At 63.4% G+C, this 19,045-nt stretch carries 16 protein-coding genes; 7 read left to right on the top strand and 9 right to left on the bottom strand.

Annotated features, from left to right (window positions below; genetic code table 11):
- Positions 1–46 precede the first annotated feature (46 nt).
- Complete coding sequence (locus AC1DXN_RS19750) at positions 47–1,222, top strand: MFS transporter (protein WP_477270721.1); 1,176 nt, start codon at positions 47–49, stop codon at positions 1,220–1,222.
- Here the strand turns inward: AC1DXN_RS19750 and AC1DXN_RS19745 are convergent.
- The gene (locus tag AC1DXN_RS19745) at positions 1,186–2,094 is read right to left on the bottom strand and encodes a LysR family transcriptional regulator (protein WP_477270719.1); all 909 of its coding nucleotides are present in this window, start codon (positions 2,092–2,094) and stop codon (positions 1,186–1,188) included. The genes AC1DXN_RS19750 and AC1DXN_RS19745 overlap by 37 nt on opposite strands.
- A gap of 116 nt (positions 2,095–2,210) precedes the next feature.
- Here AC1DXN_RS19745 and AC1DXN_RS19740 point away from each other — a divergent pair, with 116 nt between their 5' ends.
- Both AC1DXN_RS19740 and AC1DXN_RS19735 read left to right on the top strand, forming a co-directional pair.
- A complete protein-coding gene (locus AC1DXN_RS19740; protein WP_477270717.1) occupies positions 2,211–2,414 on the top strand; it encodes a DUF680 domain-containing protein in 204 nt (67 codons plus the stop codon).
- Positions 2,415–2,463: 49 nt separating this feature from the next.
- Positions 2,464–3,420, top strand: coding sequence for an SDR family oxidoreductase (locus AC1DXN_RS19735; protein WP_477270715.1), 957 nt, complete (start codon positions 2,464–2,466; stop codon positions 3,418–3,420).
- A gap of 71 nt (positions 3,421–3,491) precedes the next feature.
- Here AC1DXN_RS19735 and AC1DXN_RS19730 read toward each other — a convergent pair whose 3' ends face one another.
- The 6 genes from AC1DXN_RS19730 to AC1DXN_RS19705 form a co-directional block, all read right to left on the bottom strand.
- Entirely contained in the window at positions 3,492–3,650 is a 159-nt protein-coding gene (locus AC1DXN_RS19730) for a DUF3309 family protein (RefSeq protein WP_477270713.1), read from the bottom strand.
- A 118-nt stretch (positions 3,651–3,768) separates the two neighbouring features.
- Positions 3,769–6,933, bottom strand: coding sequence for an efflux RND transporter permease subunit (locus AC1DXN_RS19725; protein WP_477270711.1), 3,165 nt, complete (start codon positions 6,931–6,933; stop codon positions 3,769–3,771).
- Positions 6,934–6,969: 36 nt separating this feature from the next.
- Positions 6,970–8,103, bottom strand: coding sequence for an efflux RND transporter periplasmic adaptor subunit (locus tag AC1DXN_RS19720; protein ID WP_477246197.1), 1,134 nt, complete (start codon positions 8,101–8,103; stop codon positions 6,970–6,972).
- Positions 8,104–8,406: 303 nt separating this feature from the next.
- A complete protein-coding gene (locus AC1DXN_RS19715; protein WP_477270709.1) occupies positions 8,407–9,828 on the bottom strand; it encodes a coniferyl aldehyde dehydrogenase in 1,422 nt (473 codons plus the stop codon).
- Positions 9,829–9,939: 111 nt separating this feature from the next.
- Complete coding sequence (locus AC1DXN_RS19710; protein WP_477270706.1) at positions 9,940–11,070, bottom strand: patatin-like phospholipase family protein; 1,131 nt, start codon at positions 11,068–11,070, stop codon at positions 9,940–9,942.
- A 208-nt stretch (positions 11,071–11,278) separates the two neighbouring features.
- Positions 11,279–12,367 (bottom strand): citrate synthase/methylcitrate synthase, encoded by a 1,089-nt coding sequence (locus AC1DXN_RS19705; protein ID WP_477270704.1) that lies wholly within the window; start codon positions 12,365–12,367, stop codon positions 11,279–11,281.
- 93 nt (positions 12,368–12,460) lie between these two features.
- Between AC1DXN_RS19705 and AC1DXN_RS19700 the strand changes: the two genes are divergently transcribed.
- Positions 12,461–13,600: a citrate synthase family protein gene (locus tag AC1DXN_RS19700; protein WP_477270702.1), complete on the top strand. Its 1,140-nt coding sequence runs from the start codon at positions 12,461–12,463 to the stop codon at positions 13,598–13,600.
- Positions 13,601–13,660: 60 nt separating this feature from the next.
- Here AC1DXN_RS19700 and phaR read toward each other — a convergent pair whose 3' ends face one another.
- Positions 13,661–14,278, bottom strand: a complete 618-nt coding sequence (gene phaR / locus AC1DXN_RS19695) for a polyhydroxyalkanoate synthesis repressor PhaR (protein ID WP_477270700.1) — start codon at positions 14,276–14,278, stop codon at positions 13,661–13,663.
- Positions 14,279–14,578: 300 nt separating this feature from the next.
- Here phaR and AC1DXN_RS19690 point away from each other — a divergent pair, with 300 nt between their 5' ends.
- Both AC1DXN_RS19690 and phbB read left to right on the top strand, forming a co-directional pair.
- Complete coding sequence (locus AC1DXN_RS19690) at positions 14,579–15,763, top strand: acetyl-CoA C-acetyltransferase (RefSeq protein ID WP_477270698.1); 1,185 nt, start codon at positions 14,579–14,581, stop codon at positions 15,761–15,763.
- An 85-nt stretch (positions 15,764–15,848) separates the two neighbouring features.
- Positions 15,849–16,574, top strand: coding sequence for an acetoacetyl-CoA reductase (gene phbB, locus AC1DXN_RS19685; protein WP_477246183.1), 726 nt, complete (start codon positions 15,849–15,851; stop codon positions 16,572–16,574).
- 83 nt (positions 16,575–16,657) lie between these two features.
- Here phbB and AC1DXN_RS19680 read toward each other — a convergent pair whose 3' ends face one another.
- Positions 16,658–17,908, bottom strand: coding sequence for an FAD-dependent monooxygenase (locus AC1DXN_RS19680; RefSeq protein ID WP_477270696.1), 1,251 nt, complete (start codon positions 17,906–17,908; stop codon positions 16,658–16,660).
- 99 nt (positions 17,909–18,007) lie between these two features.
- On the opposite strand from AC1DXN_RS19680, the gene AC1DXN_RS19675 reads away from it, so the two are divergent.
- A complete protein-coding gene (locus AC1DXN_RS19675) occupies positions 18,008–18,574 on the top strand; it encodes a TetR/AcrR family transcriptional regulator (protein ID WP_477270694.1) in 567 nt (188 codons plus the stop codon).
- The last annotated feature ends 471 nt before the right edge of the window (positions 18,575–19,045 follow it).

The following is a 19,045-nucleotide window of genomic DNA, read 5'->3' as shown; positions in this document are numbered from 1 at the left end:
GATCTAATTTGCCGCGCAATGCCAATTCCGCAGCGGATTCGACCTTATGGACGCGCAAAACGTCATGCAGAGCGCCATTCGCGGGCGATGGGCCGTCGCAAGCATCTTCCTCGCCAATGGTTTTTTGACCGGCAGCTGGGCGCCGCAGATCCCGGTTTTCCTGACCCGGCTCGACATCTCCAAATTCACGCTCGGCCTGCTGATCCTTTTGTTTGGCGCCGGCGCTGTCGCGGCCATGACCTGGTGCGGCCATCTGATCTCCAGGCATGGTTCGCGCACCGTGCTGCGTTGGTTCGGCCTGTGCGGCAGCTTCGGCCTGCTGGTCGTCGCGCTGGCGCCCAATGTGCCGCTGGCGGCCATCGCCATGTTCATCTTCGGCGGCCTGATCGGCGGCATGGATGTCGCCATGAATTCCAATGCGGTGGTTGTGGAAAGAAGGCTTTCCCGCGCGATCATGTCGTCCTCGCACGGCTTCTGGAGCCTCGGCGGTTTTGCCGGCGGGGCGCTTGGCGGCTTCGCCATCCAGAACTACGGGCATCTGGCCCACGCAGTTGTGGTGACGGCGATTGCCTTTGCCGTGCTCGCGGTAGCGGTCCGCCATCTGATCGTCGAAGATAAGCCCGAGGTTGCCGAGCCTCATAAATTCACGCTGCCGGCAAATCCGCTGGTCTATCTGGTCGGGCTGATGGCGCTGCTAACGATGATCTCCGAGAGTGCGGTGCTCGACTGGGCGGCGTTGTATCTTCGCCAGGAACTCGGTGCCGACCTGGCCGTTGCCGGCCTCGCCTACGCCGCCTTTTCTGGCGTCATGGCGCTCATGCGCTTCCTCGGCGACGGCGTGCGCAACCGCTTCGGCGCGGTGATGACGCTCCGCGTCTCGGCGCTTGTCGCCGCCGCCGGCATGCTGGTCGCTGGTCTGGCGCCGTCGCCCTGGCTCGCCATCGCGGCTTTTGCCTTTTGCGGCTTCGGCATCGCCAACATGGTGCCGATCATCTTTTCCGCCGGCGGCAATCAGGAAGGCATGTCTTCGGGCACCGGCATGAGCGTCGTTACCACCATGGGCTATTCCGGCATTCTGGTGGCGCCGTCGGCGATCGGCTTCGTTGCCGAGCACTCAAGCTTCGGTCCGATCTTCGTCGCTTTGTCGGGGCTGCTGGTCATCGTCCTGCTGATGGCCGGACTGGCTCACCGCGCCGAGTTCGCTCCGGCTCCGGCCGAATAGCGCTTCAGTTCCTCGTAGAGAAAATCCGCGACGCGACGGATGCGCACGCTGGTGCGCACATCGCGGTGCATGGCCAGCCACACCGGCAGCGTTGGCAGCTTGAGGCCTGGCAGCACCTTCTCCACCAGCGGATCGCGGTCGATGAGCGGCTCCTGGCCGAAACCGATGCCGTTCCCGGCCCGCACCGCTTCCCACAGCACGATCTGGTTGTCGGCCCTGAAGCGGAAGGCGCTGCGGCTGAGCGAGACGCCGAATTCGGCAAAGCCTCTGATAATCTCGTCGCTGCGGTCGAAGCCGATCAAGGCGTGGCCGACAAGGTCGGCTGGCTTGAGCGGACGACCAACCCTTTCTAGATAGGATTTCGCCGCACAGGCGCAGAGCGCAATGTCGCTGACCTTGCGCGCCACCAGCTCGTTTTGCGCCGGCTTGACCATGCGAATGGCGATATCGGCATCGCGGCGCAACAGGTTCTCGACCTGGTTCGACGCGACGATCTCGACCTCGATGCCGGGCTCCTCGACGCCCAACCGTGCCGTCATCTCCGGTAGCACATAGGCCGCCACCACCTCGCTGGCGGCAATGCGCACCGTGCCCTCGATCGCCTCGACCGAACCCAGCGCCAACAGTGAAAAGGCGCTCGCCTGCTCGCTCACCGCCTTGCCGCGCTCGAACAGCGTGCTGCCCGCCTCCGTCAGCGCATAGCCGCGGCGCCCGCGCCGGAACAGCGTGACGCCCAGCGCCTGTTCGAGCTCACCGATGTGACGGCCGAGCGTCGGCTGGCTAGCCGCCAGCTTTCGCGCGGCAGCCGACAGGCTGCCGGTTTCCGCCACGGTGACGAAGCTCTTGATCAGGTTCCAGTCGATGTCGCTCATTCATTTATGAATATCAAAACGCCATTCGCAGTCAATTTCCATTCGCATTCGAGGCGATCATATTCCGGATGCAGACACCAGAACGGACTGCAAACACCAACCAGGAGATACATGAAATGACCAAGATCGCTCTCACCGCCGCCGCCATCCTCATCGCTGCCAATGCCGCTTTTGCCGGTAGCGACAAGTTCGGCTCGAACGGTGCCAGCCAGCCGGCGGTCGCCAGCACCGACAACACGGTCACCACGTCGATCGAGACGTCGGACGTCCGCGAGCCGGTCGCCCAGAGCAGCAACGGCGACCTCTTCGGCAACCGCTGATCGCGCCTGCCGAGCCGTCCACGAAAATTCCAGATCAGGAGTACTTGCAATGACCAAGATCGCAATTCTGGGTGCCAATGGCCGGCTCGGCCGCGTTGTCGCCAAAGCCTTCATCGATGCCGGCTTCGACGTCCGCACTATTACCCGCAGCGGTAAGGTGCCAGCCGAACTCGAGGGCGCCACCGCCGTCGCCGGCGATGCGCTCGACCGTGAGGCGCTGATCCGCGCCACGCAAGGTGTCGACATCATCTTCAACGGCCTCAATCCGATCTACACCGACTGGGGCAAATGCCTGCCGATGGCCGAAAACGTCATGGCCGCCTGTCATGCGAATGGCGCGCTGCACCTCTTCCCCGGCACCGTCTACAACTATGGCTCGCCGATGCCTCAGGTGGTGACCGAGGACACGCCGTTCCACCCGACGACCGAGAAGGGCCGCATCCGCTGCGCCATGGAGGCGCTGTTTCGCCGCGAGGCCGATGGCGGCCGGGTGCGCACCATCATTCTGCGCGCCGGCGATTTCTTCGGCGGCACCGGCAGCGGATCGTGGTTCGATCTGGTCGTCGCCGCCAAGATGAACAAGGGCCTCTATACGGCGCCCGGTCCAGCCAACCTCGTACATGAATGGGCCTATCTGCCGGACTTCGCCGTGGGTTTCGTCGGGCTGGCGCGCAATCTCGACAAGCTTGGCGTCTACGAGGCGCTCAACTTCCCCGGCCACGCCGTCACCGATCTCGATATCAAGGCCGCCGCCGAGAAGGCGCTGGGCCGTCCGCTGAAACTGACTTTCATGCCCTGGTGGGTGCTGCGCGCCGGCAGCCCCTTCGTGGCCATGTGGCACGAAATCGTCTCGATGTCGTATCTGCGCTTCGAACCGCACCGGCTGGTTTCCGACCGGCTGGAAGACATCATCGGCGAAATCCCGCACACCCCGCTGGACGAAGCCGTCTCGCAGGCCCTGAACGACATCGGCATTGCGACCGTCGACAGACGCAAGACCGCCTGACGGATCGTCTGATGAACAAGGCCATGCAAGCCCAACGGCTTGCGTGGCCTTGTCGTTGCGTTGGTCCGGGCTCAGATCCTGCCCATCAGCAGCAGTATCAAAAGCACCACCAGGACGACGCCGACGATGCCGGAGGGGCCGTAGCCCCAGGATCGCGAGTACGGCCAGCTCGGCACGGCGCCGATCAGGACGAGAACAAGGACGATGATGAGGATGGTGCTGATCGGCATCGGAAGCTCCCGCTTTGCGTGCTGCTCGGAGACAACGCTTTGCGTTGCTCCTGGGGACAATGCAAAAGGCCGCCCGGTTGTTCCGGACGGCCTTTTTTGTCTGGCTGATCGAATGCAGCTATTCGGCGGCCTTCGGGAAGGCGATTGCCGGTTCGTCAAGCGGACCTGGTCTTGGCCCTGCGACCGCATCGGGCTTCTTGTCGCGCCGGAACAACCGGCGGAAAAACGCATAGAAGCGGCTGTTCTTGCTGCGTGTGAACACCATCAGCATTGCTGGTGTCACCACCAGCGTCAGGATGGTGGCGAAGGACAAGCCGAAGACGATCGCCGACGACAGCGAAATCCACCACTGGGTCGACGGGGCGTTGATCGTCGTCTCGTGGTGGAAGATTTCGAGGCCGAGGCCGAAGGCGATCGGCAGCACGCCGAGGATGGCCGACATGGCGGTCAGCACCACCGGCCGCGCACGCTCGCGGCAGGTCTGCAGCACGGCGTCCATCTTGTCCCAGCCTTCTTGGCGCAGCCGGTCATAAGTGTCGATCAGCACGATGTTGTTGTTCACCACCACGCCGGCCAAGGCGATGACGCCGATGCCCGACATGACGATGCCGAACGGCTGGCCGGTGATCAGCAGCCCGAGCAGCACGCCGATCGTCGACATGACCACGCAGGACAGCACCATCAGCACGCTGGTGAACTTGTTGAACTGCATGAGCAGCACGATGCAGATCATGAAGATCGCGGCGCCGAAGGCCTTGCCAAGGAAGGCTGAGGCTTTTGCCGACTCCTCGTCCTGGCCGGCGAGCTTCCAGCGTATGCCCGGAAGCTCCATCTCGGCCATCTTCTTCTTGACCTCGGCCTGTGCCTCCGCCGGCTGGGTGCCGGTCGCCAGATTCGCCTGAACGATGACCGTTCGCTGCGCATCGATGCGGTTGAGGATGCCGGTCGTCAGTTCGGGTTCGCGGCTGACGAAATTGGAGATCGGCACCGACCCTTGCGCCGTTTGCACCCGCAATTGGTCCAGCGTCGCCAGCGTGCGGCGATCCTCGGGCAGGCGCAGTCTGATGTCGACGGCATCGTCGGCCCCTGCCGGACGATACTCCGACAGCTTCAGCCCGGTTGTCACCAGTTGCACGACCGTGCCGACCGAGGCCGGGCTGATGCCGTATTGTGCGGCCTTGGCGCGGTCCACCTTCAGCGCCCAGTCGATGCCGGGCGGCGGCAGCCCGTCCGAAATGTCTATGACACCGGGCACCGTCTTCAGCATTTTGGCCACTTCGCGGGCCTTGTCGTTCAAGCCGGCAGGGTCGGTCGCCGACAGGCGGACCTGGATCGGCTTGCCGGTCGGCGGACCGGCATCCGGCACCCTGACTTCGACGTCGACGCCGGGAATGCCGGCCATGGCGACGCGCAGGTCGGAAAGCACGTCATTGGCGGGCTTGCGCTGGCGCCAGTCGACGAATTCGTACTGGATGACGCCGATGACATCCTCGGCGACGTCGTTGTTGGCCGATCCCTGCGCCTTGCCGGCGCGTGTGTAGACGGACTTGATGCCCGGCCAGCCGAGGATGCGCTTTTCCGCCTGGCCGACGGCCGCGTCCATCTCGTCCAGCGAGAGGTTGCCGCGCGCATGAACATAGAGCAGGCCGTAGTCCGGCTCGACGTTGGGAAAGAATTCGACGCCATTGCCCTTCTGGACATAGGTGTAGACCGAGCCGACCAGCAGCGCGACCGTCAGCAGCAGCGTTATGATCGGATGGCGCACGGCAAGCTTGACAGTGCCCATATACAGGCCGTCCTTGTGTTCCGGCTCCTTGTGCGCCTTGCCGAAGATGGCGCCCAGCGTCGGTGTGAAGACCAGCGCGTAGAGCATCGAGGCGCCGAGCGTCACGATCAGCGTGATCGGCATGTATTTCATGAACTCGCCGACGATGCCCGGCCAGAACAGCAGTGGCGAGAAGGCGGCAATGCGCGTCATGGTCGCGGCGATGACCGGTCCGGCCATGCGGTTGGCGGCCAGCGCATAGGCCTCCTTCTTGTCCATGCCCTCGGTCATTCGCCGTTCGGCGAATTCGGTGACGATGATGGCGTCGTCGACCAGCATGCCGACGGCCAGGATCAAGCTGAACAGCACGACGATGTTCACCGTGAAGCCGAGCAGCGACAGCATCAATATGCCGAGCAGGAACGATGACGGGATCGCCAGCCCGATCAACAGCGAGGCACGGCCGGACAGTGCATAGAGAATGACGATGAACACCAGGATGACGGCGATCATCACATGGTTCTGCAGGTCGCCGAGCAGCTGCCGGATCGATGTCGACTTGTCCTGGCTGTAGGAAACGATGCTGCCTTCGGGCAGCTTCTTGGCATACTCGTCGGCGATCGCCTTCACCGCGTCGACGGTTTCGACGAGGTTGGCGCCGATGCGCTTCTTGACTTCGATGGCGATGGCCGGCTTGCCGTTGAGCCGGGTGATCGTCTCGGCATCCTTGTAGGTCGAGCGGATGGTGGCGATGTCGCGGGCGCGTACCACGGCGTTCGGGCCGGCGATCACCGGCAGGTTGGCGACATCTTCCGGCGTCTCGATCAGCGACGGCACCTTGACCGCATATTTTCCTTCGGCGCCCTCGATGTTGCCGGCCGCAACCAGGCTGTTGGAGGCGCCGACACCGGCGATGAGCTGGTCGAGCTGCAGTCCATAGGATGACAGCTTCACAGGATCGACGATGACCTCGACGAGATCGTCGCGCGCGCCTTCGAGATCGGCTTCGAGCACGCCCGGAACCTCTTCGATGCGGTCACGCAGGTCGCGCGCCGCCGCCGTCAGCGCCCTTTCCGGCACGTTGCCCGCCAAAGTCACAACCAGAACCGGGAACTCCGAAAGGTTGACCTCGTTGATGGTGGGCTCGTCGGCCGATTGCGGCAGGTCGCGCTTGGCGTCCGAAACCTTGGCGCGGACATCCTCCAGCGCCGTCGACAGATTGGCGCCGGGGTTGAATTCGACCAGCACGTAGCCGCCGCCCTGGAAGGCGGCCGAGCGCATTTCCTTGACGTTGGAAAGGCTCTTCATGCGCGTCTCGACCGGACGCAGCAGCAACCGCTCCGAATCCTCGGGCGAGATTCCCTGCAGGCTCAGGCTGACATAGATGATCGGAATCTGGACGTCCGGCTCTGCTTCCTTCGGGATGGACATATAGGACAGCGCGCCGGCCACGATGAAGAAGATCATGAAGGACAGCGTGAGCCGCGCATTGCGGATCGCAAAACCAACGATACCCATTCGCAAAGTTTCCCGTTGCCTGTTGTGTTGCGCCGCTTACTGGGTCGCGCCGGTGGCTTCGCCGATCAGCTTCTTGATCATCGCCGGATCGGCTTCGACGGCGTTGACTGTATCGCCTTCGGTCACCAGGTCCTGTCCCTGCACAATGATGCGGGCATCCTTGGGAATGCCGCCGAGCACCAGGCCCTTTGGCGAATCGTCAACAAGATCGATCGGGTAAAAGACGACCTTGTTGTTCTTGTCGACGGCGCGGATGCCGAGATCGCCCTTGTCGCCGAGCGTTACCACCGAACGCGGCAGCATGACCGCATCGGTCGGCTGCGCGCTGAGCGAAATTTCCGCCGTCATGCCCGCCGGCAGAGCGCCGTCGGCATTGGGGATGGCGACCTCGATACGGAAGGTACGGGTGGCCGACGACGCATCGCGGCTGATATAGCGCACCGTGCCGTCGACGATCTGGCCACTGACCAGTCGCACATTCGCCTTATCGCCAATCTTCAAATATCCGAGATCGCTTTCGCTGACCTCGCCCCGGGCGACAATGGGATCGAGGCTTAGAATGGTGGCGACCTCGCCGCCCTGCATGACGGCGCTGCCAAGCTCCACCGGCACGCGGTCGATGATGCCATCGAACGGCGCCTTCACCTCGTTGCGGTCAAGCTCGGCTTGCATGGCTTCCAGCTGTGATTGCGCCAACGTCAAATTGGAGCGGGCGGTATCGAGCTGCAGCTTGGGCAGATTGCCGGTTTTCATCAGCCGCAAGGCCGCTTCGAGCTCGGCCTGGCGCTGCACCAGAAGCTGCTTGGCATTGTCGACAGCCGAGATCTTCTCCTCGGCAGCCAGCATCAGCACCAGATCTCCGGCCTTGACGTGCTGGCCCTGCTTGACCGGCAACTCGGCAATGACGCCAGCCACCCGCGTCGCCAGCACGGCGCGCTTGTCGGCTTCGGTCAATCCCGAAATGCGGATGGCGCGGGCATAGGTGGCGCGCGGCGGCGTCACCACGGCGACGGTGCGAACCGGCGGCTTTGGCTGTTCGACTTCCGCTGCCTTGGGCTTGTTGTCGACGGAGGCGCTGCCGACGGACGAGAACACGCCCGTCCCAACCCACGCCGCGAAGCCAACAAGCACGACAACGGCTGCAAGCTTGTGAAACCTGATCTTCATCATCGTTTTTCCACTGTGCGGGGCATGGCCAGGCCGCGTCTTCTACTCGGGCGCGCTGCCGATATGGGTGCGCGCAAGGCCGTGTTCAATTTGCCGTGAACGGCGAAGCGCGCTTCTACATCAAAGTTGCACCGCAAAATAGTCAGAAAAGTTGATGGGTTATGGTGCCACCGGGCAGGCGCACCCGCCATTCCCAGGCTTCTGGCCGCCTGCCAGCCCGCTTTCTCTGGTCTTCATGCTCGTGGCAGTAGGCGTCAGGATGATGTGCAACCTCTCAACTATGTGAAGTAACCAAGGGCGAATCCGTCAGGTAATCAGCCTCAACAGACGGAAAAGCCTCTCGAATGTCTTGCCATAGGGTGGACGCAACAAGCCACCAGCACTCAGCTTGGACTGCAGGAAAACCGGCTTCTCCTTGCTGAAGGTGCGAAAGCCCCATTCGCCGTGGTAGGCGCCCATGCCACTGGCGCCAACACCGCCGAAGGGCTGTCTTTCCTGCACCAGATGCAGCATGCAATCGTTGATCGTGACGCCGCCGGCGATCGTTTCCCGCAGGACCCGTTGGCGGTTGCCATGATCGCGTCCAAACCAATACAGCGCCAGCGGACGCTCCGCCCGGTTCACGTGATCGATGGCGTCATCGACCGTGCCGTATTCGATGATCGGCAGCACCGGCCCAAAGATCTCTTCGCGCATCAGCCGCAGATTTTCGCCTGCGTTTCTGACCAGGGTCGGCGCCATCTTGCGGTTGGTGGCGCCGAGTTCTTCGCCGGCCGGGTTGATCTCGATGATTTCGGCGCCGCTCTCGCGGGCCTCGGCGATCATATCGCCAAGGCGCTGACGATGCCGCTCGCTGATGATGGCCGAATAGTCGGGGTTGTCGCGCAGGCTCGGGTAGAGCCGCGTCATGGCCGCGGCAAGTTTTGCGGCGACCGCCTCGCTCTGCCCTTGCGGCACGAGCAGATAGTCGGGCGCGATGCAGGTCTGTCCGGCGTTCAGAAGCTTGCCATAGGCGACACTGGCCACCGCCGCATCGAGATCGCAGGACGCGTCGAAGATGGCCGGCGACTTGCCGCCGAGTTCGAGCGTGACCGGCGTCAGATTGGCCGCCGCCGCCAGCGCTACCTGACGGCCGATTGCGGTCGAGCCGGTGAACAGCAAATGATCGAACGGCATCGATACGAATGTCTTTCCGACGTCGGCATCGCCGATGACGACGCTCATCTCGTCAGGCGAAAAATGCTTGCCGACCAGTTGGTCGAGCAGCGCGGAGAATTGCGGCGTCAGTTCGGACGGCTTGAGCAGAACGCGATTTCCCGCGGCCAATGCGGCAGTGGCCGGCGCGATGGCGAGCTGGAAAGGATAGTTCCAGGGCGACACGATGCCGACGACACCGACCGGCTGTGGGAGAAGGCGGTTGCGCCCCGGCAGAAACGGCAGGCTGGTGGCAACGCGGCGCTCCCGCATCCATCCGCGCAAATGCGCCAGTGCATGCCGTATCCCGGCGCGGACGACGAACAGTTCCGCCAGCCGCGTCTCCTCGGCCGACCGGCCGCCAAAATCGGCGTCGATGGCGGAGCATATCTCGGCCTCATGCTGCTCGGTGAGCGCCAGCAGGCGCTTGAGGCGATCCTTGCGGACGTCGAAGCCTGGAAAGGGCTCTTTCTCGAATGCCCTGCACTGCAGCTCGAACAATGCGCCGAGGGCATCCTGTCTGGTCTGCAACATCGCAACCTCCCGTTTACGTCTAGGTAAGCTACAACGCGCCATGGGCCGAATCCAGCACTTCCCCGGTTCCCCTGGGGAAGCACTGCGCCACACCGGTCCTGACGGACTGATCTATGCCTGACGGCGTACCTGCTCGGGCCTTTTGCGCGCCGCCAGAAATTCCTTGACCCGCCGGCCAGGTGCGGGACCACGCACCGGCTTGAAACCGTCATCGAGTTCGCCGGAGAGATCGAGCGTCGGCCGCTTGCCGACGGCGTCGTAATTCTCCTCCAGCCAGTCGCTGGCGGCGGTGCGGCCGAGGTCGCGCAGATAGGCCAGGAAGGCCCATTCGGCATTGACCTTTGACGATGCCGACAGGTCCTTGAACGCCTCGTCGGCATCGATGCGGTGCATGCGAATGTCGCGGTATTCGCCATGCGGCAAGCGGCCGGCGGCGATCAGTTCCTTGACGAAGGCGATCGAGCGGAATTCGCGCAGCAGCCCGGCATTGAAGGTGATCTCGTCGATGCGGTTCTGGATTTCGTTGGCGCTCTTCGGCGTCCCTTCGCGCACCACCGGATTGATCTGCACCAGAAGCACATCCTCGGTCGCCGCCGTTTTGAAGAACGGATAAAGCGCCGGATTGCCGCCATAGCCGCCGTCCCAATAGGGCACGCCCCTGATCTCGACCGCCTGGAACAGCTGCGGCAGGCAGGCCGAGGCCATCACCGTGTCGAGGTCGATCTCGCCGTCCGAGAAGACGCGCAACTGCCCGGTCTCGACATTGGTCGCGGAGATGAACAACTCCATCGATTTGCACGCGCGCACATTGCCGAAATCGATCTCCTGTTCGACCACGTCGCGCAGCGGGTTGAGGCCGAGTGGGTTGGCGACATAGGGCGAGAACACCCGCGACATGGTGTCGAAGAAGAAATAGCCCGGCGTGTTCTCGATCGACCAGTTGCCCCAGGCGACATCCCACGGCATGCGCTGCACCGGGCTGAAGCGGCCCTTGGCCGCCACCGCGCGCCAGAAATCGTCGAGCTTTTGCCGCGCGCCTTCGACGCCGCCGCGCACAAAGCCGTCGGCCAGCGCCACCGCGTTCATGGCGCCGGCGCTGGTGCCGGAAACCGCTGAAATGTCGAGCCTGCCATCCTCCAGCAGCCGGTCGAGCACGCCCCAGGAAAAAGCGCCGTGCGAGCCTCCGCCCTGCAGCGCGATGTTGATCTTCTTGGTTTCCTCCGCCTTGCCGTTCTTCGTCATGGCGTTCCTGTCGATTTGGTTGCTGCGTACCTCATTGCGTCCGGGAATCGGAGCGGCTCGGCTGCAGCGGACTAATGTTGCAGTGCAGCATATAAGTCCCGACCAAGGCAAGAACACGAACACGGTCGCGTGATCACATGAAATTTCGGTCATGAAGAAAAAGCCTCTCCACTTCGAAGCGGAGAGCTGGCTTCGAACGCTGGGAAGCTCAGGCCACCAAATCCGGCACCGGGCCGACATAGCGCGACTGCGGCCGGATCAACCGTCCGGTCGCCTGTTGCTCACGCGCGTGGGCGATCCAGCCGGCCATCCGCCCGGCGGCAAAGACATTGCTGAACGCCTCTTTCGGAAAGCCCGCCGCCTCCAGCAGCAGCGCGGTGTAGAACTCGACATTGGTCTGCAGCGAGCGCGACGGCTTGGCGACCCGGAGCACGTCGAGCGCGGCCTGCTCCACTTTCTCGGCGAAGGCCAACCGGCGACCGGTTTCGCCCTGGCCGCCGAGTTGCCGCACAACCGCTTTCAGCACGTCGGCGCGTGGATCACGCACCCGGTAGATGCGGTGACCGAAACCCATGATGCGTTCGCCGCGCGCAATTTCGGCGCGCAGCCAGCCGGCGGCATCGCCATGCGCATCGATCGCATCCAGCATCTCGATCACCGGTCCAGGCGCCCCGCCATGCAGTGGACCTTTGAGGGCACCGAGCCCTGCCAGCACCGACGATGTCAGGCCGGCCTGCGTCGATGCCACCACGCGCGTCGCGAAGGTCGATGCGTTGAGGCCGTGATCGCAGACGGTCACCAGATAGGTGTCGAGCGCCGTGGCCAGCGCCGGTGACGCGGCAGTGCCGGTCAGCATCCTCAGCATGTCGCCGGCATGATCGGCGTGCGGGTCGGGGGCGATCGCCGGCGCCCCAAGCTTGGCGCGCAACAGGGCCGGCGTCAGCACCGCAGGTGCCGCGATCAGCCGCAGCGCATCCATCAATGTGTCGCCGTCCGGCAGCATCGCAATGCCGGCGCGCATGGCGCTGTAGATGTCGAGCGGCGCCAGCGAGGCAAGCATCGGGTGAAGCCGCGCGAGGACGTTAACGCGCGCCTCGCCGATCCTCTCCGCCAGTTCCGCATCGCCCGGAAGATCCTCGAAGAAGCCGTCGAGCAACAGGCGAACCACCTGTGCGTAGCGCCAGCGGCTGGCCAGTTCCGGCAGCGAATGGCCGCGGATGGTGAGACGACCGCCAAGACCATCGACGTCGGAAAGCACTGTCTCCGCCGCCACCACGTCATCGAGCCCGTTTGCCATGGCTGTCTCCTTGACCAATTTCGTATTGGAGATAATGGTGAGCGATCGAATCATCAATCTTGATCAAGTGAATCAATATGTCGGAGCGTCAACATGTCGGAGTGGTTGACCCGGGAAGAGGCGATGGAGCGCCTGAAAGTGCGCCCGCAGACACTCTACGCCTATGTCAGCCGTGGCCGCATCGGCATGCGGCCGGACCAGGCCGATCCGCGCCGAAGCCAGTATCGCGCCGACGACATCGCGTCGCTGGCGACCCGCCGGGCGCGCGGGCGAACGCCCCAGGCCATCGCCGAAAGCGCCATCGCCTGGGGTGAGCCGGCGATTGCCACCGGGATATCGACCATCGTTCACGGCCGCCTCGTCTATCGCGGCCAGGATGCGGTTGCGCTCTCCGAGAAGGCCTCGCTGGAGGACACGGCAAGGCTGCTATGGGCATCCGATGGCCCTGTGTCGTTCGCTTCGCCGGCCCCTCACAGCGGCCAGGAACGCGGCCGGCCGGCTGCCTTCGCCAAACTGGCTTTGCTGGCAGCCGAGGGCCGGCCTTCGCTCGGACGCATGCCGGCTTCGCTGCATCAGGATGCGGCTGGCGCCATCGGAGTTATCGCGCAAGCGTTGGGCGCGGTTGCCGGAACGGCTGCCCTCCACATAAGACTGGCGCGGGGCTGGTCCGTTGACACCGCAGGCGCAGCCCTGATCCGCCGGGCGCTCGTCCTGTTGGCCGATCATGAATTGAATGCATCGACCTTCGCAGCGCGTGTCGCCGCGTCCACCGGGTCGCCAGTTGCCGCTTGCCTGCTGGCCGGCCTCGCCACGCTTTCGGGACCGCGCCATGGCGGCGCGGGCGAGGCGGTCATGATCCTCGCGGAGGATGCTCAAAGGCTGGGACCGGACACGGCTGTCGAGCGCTGGCTTGGTCATGACAGGCCAATGCCTGGCTTTGGCCATCCGCTTTACCCCGAAGGCGATCCCAGGGCTGAAGCCTTGCTGGCTGTCTCCAAGGTCGATCGTGGGTTCTCACGGCTGCGCGACGCGGCCTTTGCCGCAACGGGCTTGCACCCGAACATCGATTTCGCCCTGGCGGCGTTGACCCGCAGCCTGCGCCTGCCGCCCGATGCGCCGTTCCGCCTGTTCGCGCTCGGCCGCAGCATCGGCTGGACCGCGCACGCCGTCGAACAGGTCACCAGCAACAGCCTGATCAGGCCACGCGCCCGCTACGAGGGACAGTTGCCATAGCTTTCCGGGTTGCGGGATTCTCGATCACTCGCAAAATCATTCGGTCCGCGAGCTTTGACCTCACGACATGGTGTCGAGCTTGCGCTGCATGGCGGCGATCTGTTCCTTCAGCTCCTGAAGGTCGTCGGATTTTTCCGGCGCTTCCTTCCTAGCCGGCTCGATCGGCGCCGGAGCCGGAGCCGGGCCATTTGAGCCGACGGGCGGGAATGGCGTGAACAGGCGCATGGCGTTCTGGAACATTTCCATGTTGCGCCGCGTCTGTTCCTCCAGCGCCTTGATCGGCGTGGCGATTTTCATCATGTCGAGCGGCGATTTGACCAGCGCGCCCTTCATCTGCTCGCGAAAGCGCTCCTGCTCCTTGGAGAAGGCCATCATCGACTGTTCGAGGAAGCTCGGCACGATCATCTGCATCTGGTCGCCGTAAAAGGCGATGAGCTGGCGCAGGAACGGGATCGGCAGCATGTTCTGCCCATCCTTGTTCTCCAGTTCGAAGATGATCTGGGTCAGCACCGGATGGGTGATGTCATCGCCGGTCTTGGCGTCCTGGACGGTGAACTCCTGGCCCTTCTTGACCATGTCGGCCAGGTCCTCGAGCGTCACATAGGTGCTGGTGCCGGTGTTGTAGAGACGGCGGTTGGCATATTTCTTGATAATGATCGGATCGTCTTTCGCGGCCATCAGTATCCTCCCCGGGACCCCGGCTGGCCTGAGTAAGCAGCCGGTGACGATTGCGCCTCTTTCGAGGATATGCGCAAAAGCGTCACAATTCCAAGTGGTTTGTGCAGTGCGGCATCAATTAATGCTGCATGGCAGGCACAATATGCTGCGCAGCAAAGGCGGTGCCGTTGCCGTGAGCACGTGCGGCATGCTTGCGGCGCATGGCCGGCATGCCCATTTCCGGTTTGACTTGGATCATGGAAAGGGCAAGAAAAGTCTCCAACCATAGCCAAAAAACAAGCTCGAAGTCTGGAGAAGAAAATGTCCGCTGCCAATGCCATCGTTGTCGCCAGTGCGGCGCGCACCCCCGTCGGCTCCTTCAACGGCGCCTTCGCCAACACGCCGGCGCATGAGCTCGGTGCCGTCGTCATCCGGGAGCTGCTGTCGCGAGCCGGTGTCGAACCGGGCGAGGTCGACGAAGTCATCCTCGGACAGGTGCTGACCGCCGCGCAAGGCCAGAACCCGGCCCGCCAGGCATCGATCAATGCCGGCCTGCCCATAGAGACCACCGCCTGGGGCCTCAATCAGGTTTGCGGTTCGGGCCTGCGCGCCATTGCGCTCGGCATGCAGCAGATCGCCGCCGGCGACGCCAAGCTGGTCATCGCGGGTGGACAGGAATCGATGTCGCTTTCGGCGCATGCCCAGCACCTGCGCGCCGGCGTCAAGATGGGCGACTTCAAGCTGATCGACACCATGATCAAGGACGGACTGTGGGACGCCTTCAACGGCTATCACATGGGCAACACCGCCGAAAACGTCGCTCGCCAGTTCCAGATCACCCGCGACGACCAGGACCAGTTCGCACTGGCCTCCCAGAACAAGGCCGAGGCCGCGCAGAAGGCCGGCAAGTTCCAGGACGAGATCGTCGCCGTCACCATCAAGGGCAAGAAGGGCGACACCATTGTCGACCAGGACGAGTACATCCGCCACGGCGCCACGATCGACGCCATGACCAAGCTGAAGCCGGCCTTCGACAAGGACGGCACGGTGACCGCCGCCAACGCGTCGGGCATCAATGACGGCGCTGCCGGCGCCCTGCTGATGAGTGAAGCGGAAGCTGTCAGGCGCGGCATCGCCCCGCTGGCGCGCATTGTGTCCTGGGCCACCGCAGGGGTCGATCCGGCGATCATGGGCACCGGACCTATTCCCGCCTCGAAGAGGGCGCTGGAGAAGGCCGGTTGGTCGGTCAAGGACCTCGACCTTGTGGAGGCCAACGAAGCGTTCGCGGCCCAGGCCTGTGCCGTCAACAAGGGCATGGGCTGGGATACCTCGATCGTCAACGTCAATGGCGGCGCCATCGCCATCGGCCACCCGATCGGCGCGTCCGGCGCCCGCGTTTTCAACACGCTGGTCTTCGAAATGCGTCGCCGCGGCGCCAAGAAGGGCCTTGCCACACTGTGCATTGGCGGCGGCATGGGTGTCGCCATGTGCATCGAAGCCCTGTAGCATTATCCGGGCGGCGCAAGCCGCCCGTTCCTTATCCAGTGCCTGAAAAGCCCGACAACAGGGCGATATCAAAAAGGGGAAGCGCATGAGCAAGGTTGCAATCGTCACTGGTGGGTCGCGCGGCATTGGTGCGGCGATATCGATCGCGCTGAAAAACGCCGGCTATTCCGTTGCCGCCAATTATGCCGGCAATGACGAAGCAGCGGCGAAGTTCAGCGCGGAGACCGGCATCAAGACCTATAAATGGTCGGTCGCCGACTACGATGCCTGCAGCGCCGGCATCAAGCAGATCGAAGCCGACCTTGGTCCGGTTTCCGTGCTGGTCAACAATGCCGGCATCACCCGTGATGGCATGTTCCACAAGATGACACGCGAACAGTGGAAAGAGGTCATCGACACCAATTTGTCCGGCGTCTTCAACATGACGCATCCGCTGTGGGGCGGCATGCGCGACCGCAAGTTCGGCCGCGTCATCACCATCTCCTCGATCAACGGCCAGAAGGGCCAGGCCGGTCAGGTCAACTATTCCGCCGCCAAGGCCGGCGACATCGGCTTCTCGAAGGCGCTGGCCCAAGAAGGCGCACGGGCCGGCATCACCGTCAACGTCATCTGCCCCGGCTACATCGCAACCGAGATGGTCAAGGCGATCGACGAAAAAGTGCTCAACGAACGCATCATCCCGCAGATACCGGTCGGCCGCCTCGGTGAACCCGAGGAGATCGCGCGCTGCGTCGTCTTCCTCGCCTCCGACGAGGCCGGCTTCATCACCGGTTCGACCATTTCTGCCAATGGCGGCCAATACTTCGCCTGAGGCTTTGGCGTCCCTCGCTGACAACCGATGTACCGGCCCAACGGCCGGTACCCGCGACGAGGCAGCGAGCCTGACAATAGCCGTCAGGCAGCGAGCTTCAGCCCTGGCTTGGCTGCAGGCTTAGTCTGGGCGATCAGATCCGGCCGGCGGGAAGGCGCCGGCAGCCGGGCAAGCGGCGCCCGGCTGAGACCTGACAGCTTCAAGGCAATGCGACGCTTCAGGAATGGATTGAGGTTCAGCAGCGAAAGCGCCAGGTTGCGGACGAACCGCTTCACCGGGCTGCGGGCAAGCGCCATCTCGGTCATCCTGCCAGCCAGACCAAGCACCTCCTGGGCTGCCGGACGCCGCAGCGTTTCATAGACGTCGAGCTCGACCTCCGCGCGCACCCCGTTCACCACATCGGCTAGCAGTTGGCCAAGCACGACCGCGTCAACGATGCCGGTGTTCATGCCTTGCCCGCCAGCCGGGCTGTGCACATGCGCGGCATCGCCCATCAGGAACAACCGGTCCTTGCGGTACGAGCGGACCAGGCGGTGATGGACGCGAAAACGCGAGCTCCAGGTCAGGCCAAGCACCCGGGCCTGTTTCCCGGTCGGCCCACGGCTGTCGAGCAGCGCCTGGATGTCGGCGACCTCAGGCTTTTCCGGTGCGTTGTCCATTGTTGCGACGATGCGGTACGACCCGTCCGGAAGCGGCGCCACCACGACCAGCCCGGCTGGCGCAAAGAACAGCGACACTTCGGTCGGCCCAACGGGCCAGTCGAGACGAACGTCGGCGAGTACGAACGACGCGTCATAGGCCGCACCGTCGAACTCGATGCCGGCGGACTTGCGCACCAGGCTGTTCATACCATCGGCGCCAACGACGTAGCGTGCCGATATCAGTCTCTCGCGGCCGTTCTCAACCACCGTCACATGCGCACCGTCAACGTCCTGAAAGACTGCCTTGGCCTCGACTGCGCGGTGAATGACTCCGCCCAGGGCGGCGATCCGTTCGGCGAACACCTGCTCGGTCAGGTTCTGCGGCAGCATCATCAAATAGGGATGCTTTGACGGAAGCGTGCCGAAAGCGAGGTTGAGCAGCGCCCGGTTGCGGTCGCGGAAGGCAAATTTCTGCAGCTTCAGGGCAAGTTCGCCCAGCCGCGGCGTCACGCCGAGAGGCTCCAGCGTTTCCAGCGTCTGCGCGTGAATGACGCCGGCGCGCGAGCTCTGAAGGCCCTGCTCCAGCCTGTCGATCAGAACGTGGTCGACACCGGCCTGGTGCAACACGATGGACAGCGCCATGCCGGTCGGGCCGGCGCCAATGATCATCACTTCTGTTGTATCGGGTAGCATTTCTCTCTCCATTTATCAACGAGTGTTGACTTTTTAATCGACGCCATTGCATTTGTCAACAGTCGTTGGCATATGAGGTTCATGATCGAGAATCAGCCTATGAAAATCAGCAAGTCGGACCGCACGCGGACCCATATCCTCGAAGCCGCACGGCTCCTGTTCGCCGAGCAGGGTTATGAGGGCGCCTCCATTCGCGACGTCGCCGCGCAGGCCGCTATCGATCCGGCCATGGTGATCCGCTATTTCCGCAGCAAGGACGAACTGTTCGCCAGGGCAGCGGTCGTCGATCTGCAATTGCCGGAATTGCAGGTGATCGACCGCAGCGCCGTCGGCGAAGCCCTGATCAGACGTTTCCTCGAAATCTGGGAAGGTCCGACCAGCGGTCCCGGCATGGCAATTCTGCTGCGTTCGGCAACCTCGAACGAATTTGCCGCCGAGAAATTGCGCGAGGTGTTTGCCAACCAGGTGTGGCCAGTGGTTGGGTCGGCCGGAGCCGCCGCCGATGCGGGTCGACGGGCCGGGCTCGTTTCGAGCCAGCTGCTGGGTTTGGCGATGTGTCGATACTTGCTGCGGCTTCCGCCCGTCGTCGCCTTGTCCCACGACGAAATCATCCTGAACGTCGGCCCGACATTGCAGCGCTATGCAACGGGAGAGGACGCACCCTAAACCGACGCTGAGAACCATTGTTGGTCGGGTCAGGCCGTCGTGCAGCGACTGCACCGGCCAAAGCACGTGATGCCGATCTGTGCCACTCCGGTACGCAGATGTTAACGGCAACAGCGCCGCCTGTGCGAAACCTGTTAGCAAGCCTGTGGATTCTCGGTGGAAAACCTGTTCACAACACAAGATATTGGAGTGAACAAACCGGGAAAATCGGGCCATCGCTGATTCGTCGCCGATTCGTTCCGGCTTTGACCGGAACGTTAACGGCGAAGTCTGAAACCACCCTCCAAATGATTAAAGCGCGTTAGGAAAGATCAACAATTTCATAATCTTGGGCGAGGTCCGCCGCCAGGATCCGATCCTTCCCCGGCAAAGGTTAACATCAGCGTTCGCCTGCATGAATCGGGCCAGTTCCAGCGATTCAGCATGTGGTGAGACTCGCCGGTCAAAAATCCACATGTAGCCGTGAACAAA

It is taken from the genome of Mesorhizobium sp. P2_H9 (assembly GCF_056403215.1).
Note: the sequence above shows the minus strand (reverse complement) of the source record. Positions and strands in the feature narration are given on the sequence as shown.